At 43.2% G+C, this 13167-nt stretch carries 13 protein-coding genes; 7 read left to right on the top strand and 6 right to left on the bottom strand.

Translation table 11 applies throughout. The features are described from left to right. Positions 1-26: 26 nt before the first annotated feature. The 3 genes from NG798_RS02830 to NG798_RS02820 form a co-directional block, all read right to left on the bottom strand. The gene (locus NG798_RS02830; protein WP_261220274.1) at positions 27-662 is read right to left on the bottom strand and encodes an HAD-IB family phosphatase; all 636 of its coding nucleotides are present in this window, start codon (positions 660-662) and stop codon (positions 27-29) included. A gap of 26 nt (positions 663-688) precedes the next feature. After that, entirely contained in the window at positions 689-1849 is a 1161-nt protein-coding gene (locus NG798_RS02825) for a RuBisCO large subunit C-terminal-like domain-containing protein (RefSeq protein WP_261220273.1), read from the bottom strand. A 73-nt stretch (positions 1850-1922) separates the two neighbouring features. Then, a complete protein-coding gene (locus tag NG798_RS02820; RefSeq protein ID WP_261220272.1) occupies positions 1923-2477 on the bottom strand; it encodes an acireductone dioxygenase in 555 nt (184 codons plus the stop codon). A gap of 331 nt (positions 2478-2808) precedes the next feature. Here NG798_RS02820 and NG798_RS02815 point away from each other — a divergent pair, with 331 nt between their 5' ends. Continuing rightward, on the top strand, positions 2809-3162 hold the full coding sequence (locus NG798_RS02815) for a hypothetical protein (RefSeq protein ID WP_261220271.1): 354 nt from the start codon (positions 2809-2811) through the stop codon (positions 3160-3162). 43 nt (positions 3163-3205) lie between these two features. Here NG798_RS02815 and NG798_RS02810 read toward each other — a convergent pair whose 3' ends face one another. After that, the gene (locus NG798_RS02810) at positions 3206-3421 is read right to left on the bottom strand and encodes a hypothetical protein (RefSeq protein ID WP_261220270.1); all 216 of its coding nucleotides are present in this window, start codon (positions 3419-3421) and stop codon (positions 3206-3208) included. Positions 3422-3840: 419 nt separating this feature from the next. Between NG798_RS02810 and NG798_RS02805 the strand changes: the two genes are divergently transcribed. The 3 genes from NG798_RS02805 to NG798_RS02795 all read left to right on the top strand — a co-directional run bounded on the left by NG798_RS02805 (position 3841) and on the right by NG798_RS02795 (position 5080). Next, positions 3841-4269: a hypothetical protein gene (locus NG798_RS02805; protein WP_261220269.1), complete on the top strand. Its 429-nt coding sequence runs from the start codon at positions 3841-3843 to the stop codon at positions 4267-4269. 104 nt (positions 4270-4373) lie between these two features. After that, entirely contained in the window at positions 4374-4694 is a 321-nt protein-coding gene (locus tag NG798_RS02800) for a nucleotidyltransferase domain-containing protein (protein ID WP_261220268.1), read from the top strand. After that, positions 4691-5080, top strand: coding sequence for a HEPN domain-containing protein (locus tag NG798_RS02795; protein WP_261220267.1), 390 nt, complete (start codon positions 4691-4693; stop codon positions 5078-5080). Before NG798_RS02800 ends, NG798_RS02795 begins: the two co-directional genes overlap by 4 nt. Positions 5081-5121: 41 nt before the next feature. Here NG798_RS02795 and NG798_RS02790 read toward each other — a convergent pair whose 3' ends face one another. Continuing rightward, positions 5122-6501, bottom strand: coding sequence for a proton extrusion protein PcxA (locus NG798_RS02790; protein ID WP_261220266.1), 1380 nt, complete (start codon positions 6499-6501; stop codon positions 5122-5124). Between the two features lie 306 nt (positions 6502-6807). On the opposite strand from NG798_RS02790, the gene NG798_RS02785 reads away from it, so the two are divergent. Then, entirely contained in the window at positions 6808-9000 is a 2193-nt protein-coding gene (locus NG798_RS02785) for a recombinase family protein (protein ID WP_261220265.1), read from the top strand. 81 nt (positions 9001-9081) lie between these two features. On the opposite strand, the gene NG798_RS02780 is transcribed toward NG798_RS02785, so the two are convergent. Next, positions 9082-11115, bottom strand: a complete 2034-nt coding sequence (locus NG798_RS02780; protein ID WP_261220264.1) for an FAD-dependent oxidoreductase — start codon at positions 11113-11115, stop codon at positions 9082-9084. A 362-nt stretch (positions 11116-11477) separates the two neighbouring features. Here NG798_RS02780 and NG798_RS02775 point away from each other — a divergent pair, with 362 nt between their 5' ends. Together NG798_RS02775 and NG798_RS02770 are read left to right on the top strand one after the other, a co-directional pair. Then, the gene (locus tag NG798_RS02775) at positions 11478-12239 is read left to right on the top strand and encodes an HpcH/HpaI aldolase/citrate lyase family protein (RefSeq protein WP_261220263.1); all 762 of its coding nucleotides are present in this window, start codon (positions 11478-11480) and stop codon (positions 12237-12239) included. 247 nt (positions 12240-12486) lie between these two features. Further along, positions 12487-13158 (top strand): 2OG-Fe dioxygenase family protein, encoded by a 672-nt coding sequence (locus tag NG798_RS02770; protein WP_261220262.1) that lies wholly within the window; start codon positions 12487-12489, stop codon positions 13156-13158. Positions 13159-13167: the final 9 nt, after the last annotated feature.

The raw sequence follows: 13167 nt of genomic DNA, 5'->3' as shown, positions 1-13167 counted from the left end.
GTCAGGCTAAATTAGTCTCAACAAAATTAAGGGTTGTTGTTGAGGTAATTGCGAATATCAAGAAAGTTATCCCAGGGAATGTAGGGTTTTTCGCGGTCGTTTAAATAGTGAATGAGCCGGTCGCGGGCAAATACTAATGATGCTTCCATTGCCATGTTTAAGTCGGTGACGGAATCTCCGATGGCGATGGTTTGTTCTGTGGGGTGTTTTTCCATGACTGAGACTTTTGAAACTAATTCGTTGCCGGCTTCAAAGGGCGATTTGACTTGCAGGTATTCGCTGCTAGTATCAACATCAACGGCGTAGATGGCTTGGACGCGATTTTTGAGGGGCCCAAGAACGGTTTCTACCATGCCTCGCAAGCCTCCAGATACGACGATGAAGGGGATGTTTTGGCTGTCAAGATAATCGAGCAGTTCTATAAAGCCGGTTCGGATTTTTTTTGTGCTGCTATATTCTAAGATTTCGGGGTATTTTTTTGAGGGGATTGATTCCAGTAGTTGTCTGACTCCTTGGCGTAAGGTGAGGCGGAGTTCATACATTTCTGGCATGAGTTTGGCTGAGAGTTCGGGGGTGAAATGTTTTAACATTGCTACGAAGGTTTCTTCGGCAGTTATTGTGCCGTCAAAATCACAGAATATGATTTTATTTGGGTTTTTCATGGGTTTATTTTGTGGAAATTTGATAATTATTGGTTTCCCCATTTTTCGACGGCGCGACGCAGGGGGCCGGCGGGTAAGGTTTCGAGGTCGAATGGTTGGTTTGGTGTGGTTTTTTCGAGGGCTTCAAAGAAGGCTTGAACGCCGCTGGCGGGGTTGTCTGGGTGATCCATGATGCCGGTGCCGGCGTTTAATATGACGTCGTTTCCATAGTCTGCTAAAACTTTGGGTACTATACCTGGATGGATGCCGGCGGAGGGGACGGGAAAGACGTTTTTTTGGCGTAGGAAATCGCGGATTTTTTGTTCTTCTGTTGCTTGAAAAGGTAGGTTGCCATAATGGGCAGGATAGAGTACGGCGTCGGTGCCGCTATGAGCCATGAATGTGCCTAATATGACTGAGTAAGCAAAGCCATGATCGGGGGCGGCGCAAAGGGCACCGGCAAGGGCTGGATGGGCAAAAATGGGGACGTTTATTTCGGGGTCGCTGGTGAGTTGTTCGAGGGCAGAAAAGCCATAGGTTAAGGCATTGAAAAGTAGGGCATTTGCTCCTTCTTGAACGAGGCGTTTTGCCATGTCTAAGGGGTTTGGGCCGGTGACGTTTGTGGCGTATAAAACTGTGCGTCCGGTTTGTTGTTTTAGTTGGTCTAAAATTTGCCGGCAGGCTTTTAATCTTTGCAGGGTTGGGGCAGTTTCTATGTCGCCCATTATTTCGTCGTCTTTGATGATATCTAAACCGGCAAAGGCGACTTCTTTTAATATGGCGGCGTGATCTTCGGCGGTTAGTCCCAAGGCGGGTTTAAAGATTGCCATGATCAGGGGACGATCATAAATTTTTAGATGTTGGCGGATGCCGGTGATGCCAAGTTTGGGTTTTTTGCCATAGTTTTCTGGGAGTCTTACTGCAATAACTTTTGCCGGCCCTGCCATTGAGTATTTCCCAAAGATCATGGTTAATAAACTTGGGATGTCGTTTTCTATATTTGCGAGGGGAAAATGGATGGTGGCGATGTGGTGGCCTGTGGCTTCTGTGCGGATATTTCCGACTTCGGCAAGGTGGGATTTTAAGGTGGTTTCGCGGTGGGAAAAACTGGTATCCCAGGTGCCGGCGGTTTGACCAATGGCGATGATTTTTGCTTGCCGGTTTGGGTCTATTTCTGGGGTAAATTGATAGTCTACTTCTAGGAACATTTGAGAAATTAAGGAGGGGACATTGAGAAGCCCGGTTTATTAAAAATTTAAAAAACCGGGTTTTTGATGTTAGTTAAACGGTGGCTAATCTGCGGATATTAATGGGGGTGCCGGTGTATTCGGGTGTCCATCCTTCTGTGCCTATAAAATATCGCACAGCTTTTATTCGTTTGGTTGATGTTAGATAAAACCAATGTTCGGTGCCGGCGGGGACGTTTATGTATTCTTCTGCTTGGACTGTTAATTCTACTTGAGAACCATCGGGGCGGACAAAACCAAAGACTCCTTCGCCGTCGATTATATAGCGTACTTCGTCATCGGCGTGGGTGTGGCATTTGTCAAATTTTGAGAGCATTGTGTCGAGGTTGGGCGTGTCTGGATGGATGACAATTAAATCGCGGGATTGATAGTTTTCTGTGTTTTTGAGTTGTTGAAAGTAATGGTCTAGGGTTTGCAAAAGTTGCTCTTTTTCTTCTTCGTTTAGGGCGGGCTGTGCGAGGAGGTTTTGGCTTTCTGGGGTGTTGCTCACCGGCCAGCTATTTAAGCGGATGTTTAAGGGGGCTAATTCGGCGGAAATTTTTTCAATTTCTGTCTGGATTGTGCCGTTTTCAAGTTGAAGAATTGCCATAGAAGCCGTTTTGTTGTGTTGTTAGGATGCGTTGGGAATTGAACCAATGAATGTAGTTTATCAAATGTTGGCTGATTTTGTTGTGGGTGTTTTGGGGGTGGCTGACACAAGCTCTACAACTCTATGACAGCTTGTTGTCACATCGGCTCGCTAGATTGAGAAAAATTAACTCCTAGAATCTATTGGGGGATCTGCTAAAAATTGGTGTTGCGTTAAAAGGTGTAAGTCAATGAGCAGTAAGGATCTGACCGCCGTTCCAAGTTTTTTGAGCTATTTTTGTGTCAAAATGTTTAATCTTTTTCAACCCATGTTTACAGATAAAAAGCCTAGCATGACAAAAACAGATCGCATGATTGTGCTTGGTGTTCATGTTTCGGGGGTGATTGGGTGCGATGAGAAACCGCTTTCTATGCCTCGAAATATTGCGGTGAGATATTTTAATTCTATTCAAGCGCGAGAGGCGATTGAAAGTTGTATTAAACAAGCGAAGGATAATCCGCTTCAGCGTCATATTCCTAATAAAATTAAGGTTCAGGTGAGCGCTGCGGTTGGAATGGCAATTAAATCGGGTGAAGTTGACTCGATTATGGGATTAAAATTGTTTTTAGAATCGGTAAAAAAGGAAACAAGTTGTGTAACTATGATTGGGGGTAGTTTGAAAGCTGATCAGGTAATTTATCTTTAATTATGGGGGTGATGCTGGGAAGTTTTTCAAAATAAATCTTTCTCTAATTTTGTGGTATCCAAACTATTTTTTTTTGCCAGCAAAGACGCGCGCCCATCTTTCCATTCTGGGGGATTTGGTGCTTTACCGGCAGGGGTTGTCTGTAGTTGGCGGGTTGATCGGTTGCGATTTTGGTGCCGGTGCTGAGGGAAAAGGCGCTAAAAAATAGGGTGTTTAGGGTGGTTTTTTGGGTGAGTTTTTGATGTTTTAGGGTTGTCATGTTTAATTTTTAATTATTTAGGTGGGCTATCAAGTTTGGCTGGTGGTGGGGGGTGCTGGGGTTTTTTTCTTTCTTTTAGGTGAGGGTGTTTGTAGTTAAGGTATTTCTTATGGGGGATGTAAAGTTGTGGAGTTTTTTTAGGAAGGGGGGCAATTTTCAAGAGATTTCGGCTTTTGTTTTGGGGGGCGGTGAGGGAAAGGTTTTTGTAGCAATGGATCAGACTGCTTTTGCGAATTTTTAAGTTTTTTACTGCAACGTTACATAGTTTTAAATGAGGATCAATATCTGGTTATAGAGAATGTTAGTAAAGTTTTTAGGGAGTTGGTAAGAAGGTAAAAATATCTTCCCTAAGATAGTTTGCGCTATGGGGAGTTCAACTTTAAGCTAAAGATGTGATTGAAAAAAGTTGAGGAAAAAAGATGATTGAGAAACCAGGTACTTCTAAAGCTGAAGCTAATAAAAATCCGTTGATTGATAGTCAGACTGATACGCCTCATTATGACCGGGGGATCATTCCTGCTGAGGTGGCAGCGCGTGAAGAACGCGAAGGAGAACGGTTTAAGCATACTCCTTCAAAGGAACATGATCAAGATGCTGTAACCGACGATCAAACTAGCAGAGAAAGTATTGATACGACGAAAGGTTATACGGTTGATCAAGAAGGTTTGATGAATAATTATGCGATTGAGCCGGAAATGTATATCAATGAACCGGGCGATTTGCGGGCAGAAAATAAAGAGTTAGAAGATCAACGCCGTGAAGAAGTGGCTGCGTTAACCCAAGATGGCGAAGATGGTAAGCTGACGATGGATGGAGATCGCCGGCCCAGAGGGCAAGGTTTGATTTAGTTGAATTTAGTTGAAGAGGTTCTTGGTTGCGCTTTCTTGCGAGGGCGCAACTATTTTTTTTGAGGTAAAATGGTGATGAAAATTTAGATGTATGTTGGTTAGTAATGAACGATAAGATTAAAGTTATTTTAGAAGAATTAAAAGTTCGGTTTGAGAGGCTTTATGGAGATCGTTTGGTGCAGATGGTGCTCTATGGTTCTCAGGCGCGGGGGGATGCGAAGTTTGGTTCTGATATTGATGTTTTGGTGGTGCTGAAGGGGCCGGTGAATATTGGGGAAGAAATTAAAATAACCAGTTATATTAGTGCTGAATTATCATTAGAAAATGATGAGGTGATTAGTTGTGTTTTTATGGATGAAAACGAATTTAGCCACCGGCTGAGTCCTTTATTAAGAAATGTTCGGAAAGAGGGAATAGCAATATGACGGATGAGCAATTGCAATTACTATTAAAAGCACGTCAAAGCTTGATGGCGGCAACATTTTTGCTGGATAGTAACTTTTCCGATTATGCAGCATCTCGCGCTTATTACACGATGTTTTATATTGCGGAGGCGTTTTTGGCAGGGGAGGAAATGTCATTTTCTAGTCATGCGGCTGTTATTTCAGCTTTTGGTCGAGAATTTGCCCGCACCGGCAGAGTTCCTGTTGAGTTTCACAGATATTTGATTAGCGCACAACAGATAAGAACTGCCGGAGATTATGGGGGGTTAAATGCGGTGACAATGGAGCAAGCAAGTGAGATAATTACGCACGCTCAAGAATTTTTACAAGTGGCTGAAAATTTAATTGGAATGTTACCACCTCCCTAATATTTAGGGGGGACACACCGGCAACAGTGTCCCCAAAAAATTTACTCGTTCATATTGCGATAAGTTGCGACAGCAGAGGGGGAAATACGGTTTAAGTAACGGAAAATCCAATACTTAAAGACGGTATCCAAAATCACGGGGAAGGTAGCAATAAATAAGAAGATGAATTGCCGGTTTTCGGGCAATCCTAGATGACGAGAAACGCCTTCTAAAATGACTTCCCAACCGTGCGGAGAGTGGAAGCCAACAAAAACATCGGTAAATAAAATGATGATAAATGCTTTGGCGCTGTCGCTGAGTCCATAAACAATATCATCGATAAAAGATTTGAGTATTTCGATTTCGCGCCGGCTGTTTAAAAACAATATAATCACGGCTACACCGGCCAGCAGATCGGAGAAAACATTTTTAATGGCACTGGCGCTTTCGTAACGAAATTGTTCGGCAATTTCATCAACTTTTTCTTTAAGTCTTTCTTCTTTTTGTTCGGGGGAAAGTTGCGGAAGTGTACCTAGAAGAACTTGAAAGTCTAGCTTTTCTTCAAAGCGCTTAATTTCGGCAAAAGCTTCTTCCTCCATATCTTTATTCAAGAAAATTTCTACTTGCTTGCCTTCCCGCAAATGGTCAATAATTGGCCCTACAAAGAAGGTTTTTGTAATTTGGTGGGTAAGGAGCGGAATTAAAATCACCAACAAGATAAACTTCATTGAAATGACAGTTTTTATCTTGGAACTGCGGAAGTTTTTCACGACTTCTTCTTCCGCTTTGGGGTCTAATTCTCGCTTGAGTCGGTCTATGGTTCGCAAAATTGAGCGGGGGAGAAAGCTGGTTTTATCGGATATGCTTTCGATTCTTTTTTGGGGGTTAATATCACGAGTTGAGCCGTAAGCTTGGGTTCTGGGACTGTTTAAATTTGTGGCTGGTACAGTGGTAGTAAAACCATTGCTGGAGATGGTTGTTAGGGGTGCGGCGACGGCGGGAGGTGGGGTGGTTGTCAGAGGTGCCGGTTCCACATATTTCGCCAATACTTCATCAATAAAATTGAGTTTTTCTAAAATAATCGCTGCTTTATCTTGCCGGTCTACATGATACCCATTAGGGACGTTTCCGTTATTTGGGGTTTTTGAGGCGGCTATAGAAGGTATGCCTAACAGTGATCGGCTCATATTAAAAGCCGATAATTTTAGCCGCGCTTGATTCAAATATTTATTCAGTTCTCCCTGAAAATAAGCCATTACACTTTCGGTGTAATTGCCAAACTCCGGCGAAATTTTGTTGCCGTTAAAATGTTCATTTTCTATAGCTTTAATTGCCAAAGCTGCCTCGTAAGCTTCATCAAGACTTCTTTCAGGCGTCTCAGAAATCCACTGTCCGGCGGCGCGGAAGTAGTTTTTGATATTTCGCAAATTAGGTGTTGTCATTCCGGCACTTTGTCTGAAATTTTGTAATTGGAAATACAGCAAACATGGCAAGCTTTTGATGTGTAATCGCTCTTTTGGGAGTGCGAGTTTAGGACAGAACGACCACTCAACAGCTTATATTTTTAGGTAGATGGCTATTATAGGCTTTTTTTCGCCGGCAATGTGTCCGCAATAACACCCAAATCACAAAGGCGCTAAACTCACTGGGAATGTCAGCAAATCGGCGCTTGTTGTGAGTACCATAAGAATTAGCGTGTTTTTGAGCGCTTTCTTGTTTAAATCCTTCACTTTTTCACAAAAACTACCGTGCGGACTGATTCTATTTGGATTACCGGCCCTACTCAAAGCGGCAAAACCAGCCGGCTTGTTGAGCAGTTTTGCGTTTGGATGCAAGGAAAAACTGCCTATGAGGCCGCCCGCTTATCCCAAGAAGGCAAAAAAGTCAAACTTTCCCCCTTGCCAAAAACACCAGGAATTTTAGTTTTTGCGGCGAATGGTTGGGTGGAATTAGCGGATAAAATTGCTTCCCAAAGTGGCGGAAAATATCCATCCCAAACAACAACTCCGCTGCGATTTTTTCGTGATGAAGTTATTTTATTTTGGCCGTTATTAATCAGCAAGCTAAATTTGCGGGCACAGTTTCCCATGCGGTTGCGTCCAGAAACAGAACAAGAATTAGCAACAAAGCTTTGGCGGAGCGAGTTAGATAGCGGCTTGTTGCGTCAAGAAAATCTCAATGAATCGCGTTTAGTACGTCGCTTGTTAGACTTAATGCAGCTTGCTTCTGCCAGTGGTACGCCTATTGAAGAAATCGCTATTATTTTAGCTCAAGGTATTAGTGAGCAAAGTGGATTTACTTCGCCGAACCCTGCTTGTTTTGAGTGTATGGGTGAGTCGCTTTTACGTTGGCGCGGGTGGTGTTTAGAGCGGGGTTTGTTAACGTATGGGATTATTTGTGAGCTTTATTGGCGTTATTTATTAACGGATGCAATTTATCAACAACATTTAACGCGCCGGTATGAGGCCGTTTTGGCGGATGATGTGGATGAATACCCGGCAATTACTCGCAATTTATTTGAATTTTTGCTGGATAAAGGTGCGCCAGGATTGTTTACTTTTAACCGTGATGGTGCGGTGCGTTTGGGGTTGGATGCTGACCCGGATTATATGGCGGGTTTGGCGGGCCGGTGTGTCGTGGAAAGGTTAAATCCTCCTGTTGATAATGTGGGTTTTTTGTTGGGGGAAACGATTATAGAAAGGGTGTTAAATGTTTATAATTATCCATCGGGTTTAATTGCCGATCCGGCGCTGCAATCAATTCAAGAGGTGGCGCGTTCTCAATTGTTGAGAAAAACGGCAGATGTAATTATTAAAGCGATTAAATCAAAAGAAGTGGAAGCAAAAGATATTGCTGTAATTACGCCTGGTTTGGATGCTATTGCCCGTTATAGTTTGATGGAAATTTTATCAAAAAATGGCATTCCTGTTGAGCCTTTGAATGAACAAAGACCGCTGGCGAGTTCGCCTATGATTCGGGGGTTATTGACACTTTTGGGGTTGGTTTATCCGGGGTTGGGCCGGTTGGTAGAACGCGATGCGGTTGCTGAAATGTTGGTGATTTTGAGCCGGCAATCTGTGGATAAGACGCTGGATATTTTACCAGAAGAAACTTCAGAAAGTATGCCGTTTGAGGCTAATTTAGTGATGGCAATTGATCCGGTGCGGGCGGGTTTGTTGGTGGATCATTGTTTCCATCCTGACCCAGAATTTCCGCGTTTGTTGCCGGTGACGGAGTTTCCGCGTTGGGATAGATTGGGATATCGGGCAAAAACTGCTTATGAGGAAATTTTGAGATGGATAGATAAGCAAAGAAATCAATTGCAACAGCGCTTAATTCCTAGTTTTGTTTCCGTGTTGGATCGGGCAATACAAGAGTTTTTATGGAAGGGTAAAATTTTACAAATTGAGCAGGTAACGGCGCTGCGAGAATTAATAGAAATTGCTCAACATTATTGGCAGGTTGATGAACGGCTGCGACAAATTCAACCGCAGGAATATGTGGCGGAAGAAGTAACGGTGGGTGAGTTTATTTTGTTGCTTCGTCGCAGTTCAATTAGTGCCAATCCTTATCGGGGTTTGGAATTTTGGCCGCCAGGGGGTGCTGTGACGTTGGGGACGATTTTTCAATATCGTTTTAACCGGCGTTTTCATCGTTGGCAATTTTGGTTAGATGCGGGTTCGCCTTTGTGGCAAAGTAGTGGGGAGGCGGCGCGTTTTGGCTATGGTTTGTTTCAAAAAAGTTGGAATGGTCGAAGTTGGATGAGTGAGGATCAATCGCGGGAAGATGAGGCTCGTTTGCGGCGTATTTTGTTAGATTTGTTGTGTCGTGCCAGGGAAAGAGTTTATCTTTGTCATAGTGATTTGGCGGTGAATGGTCAGGATCAAACCGGCCCGCTTTTAACTTTGGTGAATGCTACGGTGCCGGTGAATTCTCCGTAGGTTGAGGCTTACTACTTTAGAGAAACCCGCTTTCTGTTTACAAAGCGAGTTTCTTAATATTTTAGGCAATTAAATCAGCAATTATTGCCAGGTTTTCCAATCTTCATTAAAAATTGAAGTATTCGGAAAAGCGGTCGGATTTCCACTTGCATCTAAACGTTTTTGTAGCGCTTCCAGTTGCGATTCTTTAAATGGAAGTTCATCGACAAGTTGATAAGGCATGACATTATTTTCTAATGCAAAAGCTGCTGTTACTCCCGCCGCTGCACCACTCGACCATTCAAAGGAATGAATGCGATAAGCTGCTGCTGCAATATGACTGGTTGCGATGCTTTTTCCTGCTACCAACATATTATCAATTTTTTGCGGAATCATCGCTCTTAATGGAATTTGGAAAGGATAAGCATTTGGATCAGCACCGCGACGTTCTCCTTCGCGTTCTTTATTCCCCGGCGCCTCCGCAGGATAGTTTTGCATACAAGGGTGAAAATCAATTGCATAGTGACCAATTCCCACCGAATCAGGGAATATAGTTGCACGAGTTCGCGGTTTTAAATCATCGACAGAAACTAGACCTGTAATGATAGCTGGAATTTGCAAACCGGCCATTCCTACCCACAAATCTCGATACATTTCTGGGTCTAAATTGCTGCGATACCATTCTTGGCGAAAATCTTTTCTAGTAATATCAATTTCCGACACCATAAAGCCTTCTGGGTTGCTAATTCCAGGTCGGCCAATAATCCGCCGGCCTTCCCGCATATAAGGGTATTTAGAAAGTCCGTGTGCGGTTCCCATTGGCGAATCAAAACCGCTTAGGTAGCGATTATTAGGATAGGGTTTTTTGACGTTATTTCCTAACTGGGAATCGGTTGTTCCCGCCACCAACCAATAAAAATAGCCAATTGCTTTTTCCTCTCCTTTTCGCAGCGCTTCTGTCCGTAGTCCCCCCATCCAGTTACCCCTGTTTAATTGGCCGGTTTCTTGCAATTGTTCGCGGCTAAAAATGAGGTTATCTTTGGAAGTTCCGGGCCGGTAATCATTGCCCCAAGTCCAGTTTTGCATCGAAATATCCCCCGGATAAATGGGATATTGTTTTGGATCTGCTGGTCGTTTTTCATCTGGGTTCATACTCCATATCTGACGATAAGAAAACACCAGGGGAAAACTTGCTAAACGCTGTAATTCATAGCTGTAATAAGGCGCATATTGATCATAAAAACTTGGCAATTTATGGGTTTGCGGTTCTTCGGTTGCTTGCATGGCAAAGGTATAGGTAAACCCTTGAGTGCAATAGGGATCGCCGGTGGTGCTAGATGAGGTTGGTTCGGCAGCCGAACGGGGGTCAATTCCAAGTTTATAAGGCACATCAGCGAGGGCAATTAATTCGCCTGTTTCTGTTGCATCCACCACATACCAAGGCGTTTTTGCTTGACGATTGGGCGGGCTAAAACGGATAATATTTTTATCAAAACGACGCGAATTTTCATAGCGATAAGCATCTTCAATGGTTTGAGAAAGCGGTTCCGTATTAATCGGAGGAGTGCCGGCAGCCGGTTTGTGTTGAATAGCAATAGCGCTATTTATTTGTTTGCCATCGCTGCTAATTTGTAAATCCTTAATCACGGTGTTAGGATACCATTTCAAATTGCCATTACCGCGATCTTCCGCATCTTTAAGAATATCAAAGAGCAATTTGTGACCATCATAAGGCATAAAACACGATTCACTTACCCAACAGGCACCAGGGTTAAGCCGGCCATATTTTTCTTCAATTTGTTTGCGAAATTCCAAATACCCACGCGGATAAAATAACAAACTTCGCTGAGTCCGTCGTTCATCCAGTGCAGAAGTTCCTTGTGCAGAAATTTGCCCACCTACCCAATCAGTAATTTCTGTTAAACAAACAGTTTTTCCTGCTAATAAACCTTCATAAGCAGTAGCAGCACCGGCCAAACCCCCACCGGCCACTAAAATATCACAACTTTCGTTTTTATCGGGTGTGCGAGGGGGAGTTGCACCCGCACTCGGAAGCAGAGAAATTAGCCATGTTAAGGCAAGAATAAGGCTAGTAAGAGATTTATTTTTTGAGATGCGACGTGATAGCTTCATCATGGAAAAATGGTTAAGTGCTAATGGCTTTGTTCCGACGTAATTGCTGGGTCAGCTAGAGACCCCAACTATTAATTCTGGACTATACAGGTATCTTTTTGGAAGTTCGGGACATAAAAAATCATCAAACCATCCCCATAAAATTTTCCCACAGACTGCGAACAGATTCCAAAAACCCATCCTATTCATCTGCGTTTATCTGCGGTTAAAAAACATCCCACCCCTGTAAAATTTCAAAGTTGCCATAAATTATAACTTTCTTCCGTGCCAAAAGGAATATAATTTAACCAGAGCCAGAAAAACATCAGTAATTGGGACAAAAAACCAAAGTTAGCAAGAAAGCCAAACCACAAATTAACACCAAAATGAAAGATAATAAACTCAAACAAAAACTAAAAAATGGTGAATTTGTTATAGGAACATTCGTCAATTGTGCCTATCCAGCATTCATAGAAATTTGCGGAATAGCCGGCTTTGATTTTGCCGTAATTGATATGGAACACGGCCCCTTGCATACCCTTGGTGCTGAAGATTTATGTCGCGCCGCAGACTGTGCAGGAATTGCGCCGATCATCCGTGTTCGCAAAAATGATGCCCCCCAAATTCAACGCGCATTAGATATTGGTAGCGCCGGCGTACAAGTGCCGCAAATTGAAAAAAAAGAAGACGCGGAAGCTGTCATTAAAGGCGCAAAATATAGCCCCTTGGGTGCGCGAGGTTTGTCGTTCAATACGCGGGCCGGTCTTTACACCGCAGCCGGCACACAAATCACCGACCAACTAAACGAAAACTCCCTAGTTGTTGTTCACGTCGAAGGAAAAGCCGGGGTTGAAAACTTAAATGAAATTGTTAGCGTACCCCACATAGATGTTATTTTTCTTGGCCCTTATGATTTATCCCAATCGTTAGGAATTCCGGGGCAAGTCCGCGATCCAAAAGTGTTAGAATTAATGCAGAAATCTATCAAAATCATTCGTAATTCTGGCAAAGCAGTAGGTACTTTTGCAGACAACCCCGACACTGCCAAACAGTGGATTGAGGCCGGTGTCCAATACGTCGGCTTAGGCGTAGATGTGGCAATTTTCCTGAAAGCTTGTCAATCGTTAATTAAGGCCGTCCGTTCATAAAGTGGGGCCGGCATCCTGCCGGCCTGATTAATATTTATCCCGCCGGCCTGATTAATATTTATCCCGCCGGCCTGATTAATATTTATCCTGCCGGCCTGATTAAACTTTCTGGCGATTATGTACCATAAATTGACCCTTTTTGTAGTCTATTTAACGACACTTTTCTAATTTTCGTTTATACTAGGAAATATAGACCCCCCTTAAACCTAGGTTAAGATGGGGATCAGCGATAAATGGAGAAAAATCTATGCAAACGCTATGGGGATCGCCCAATTTAGATTATGCGATTAGTTTTGCTTTAGAAAAAGTAGACTCTATAAAGCTAGAACAATTTAAGCCATTTTTTGCCGATATGCCGGTTGATCCATATATCAAAGGCAAATATCGTTCGCGGCGGTTATCGCGGTTTAAAATTGCCGGTGATAGCCTCATCAAACTGCCACACGGCTATCTATTCCAACCCAAAGAATATAACCCCTTACTCGGAGATGTTAAACGAGAATTTGCAGAATTAGACGACCAATTAATAGCCCTTAATGAATTTAAAAAACTAGTCTTTGAATTCAGCGAATATTGCAAAATTGCCCCTGGAATTGACATCGGAGTTCACCAAATTCGCACCAGTTGCTCACCGGCAAACTTTGGCAACCCCGCACCCGAAGGCATACACAGAGATGGTTGCGATTATATTGGCATTTTTGCCGTAGATCGCCACAACATCCAAGGCGGCGAAACCCACCTTTATAAACAAAAACGCGAAAAGCCAATGTTTAACAAAGTTCTCAATGCCGGTGAACTCTTGTTAGTAAATGACCGCGAATTTTTCCACTTTACCACCCCAATTAAACCCCTCGAAGATGGGGAAGGAACACGCGATGTTTTTGTGCTGACTTCGCCGAGTTTGTTTACGGAAATGTAAAGGCTTATG

It is taken from the genome of Ancylothrix sp. D3o, from assembly GCF_025370775.1.
Classification (GTDB): domain Bacteria; phylum Cyanobacteriota; class Cyanobacteriia; order Cyanobacteriales; family Oscillatoriaceae; genus Ancylothrix.
The sequence above is the reverse complement of the archived record's forward strand: the minus strand, read 5'-3'. Positions and strand labels throughout refer to the sequence as shown.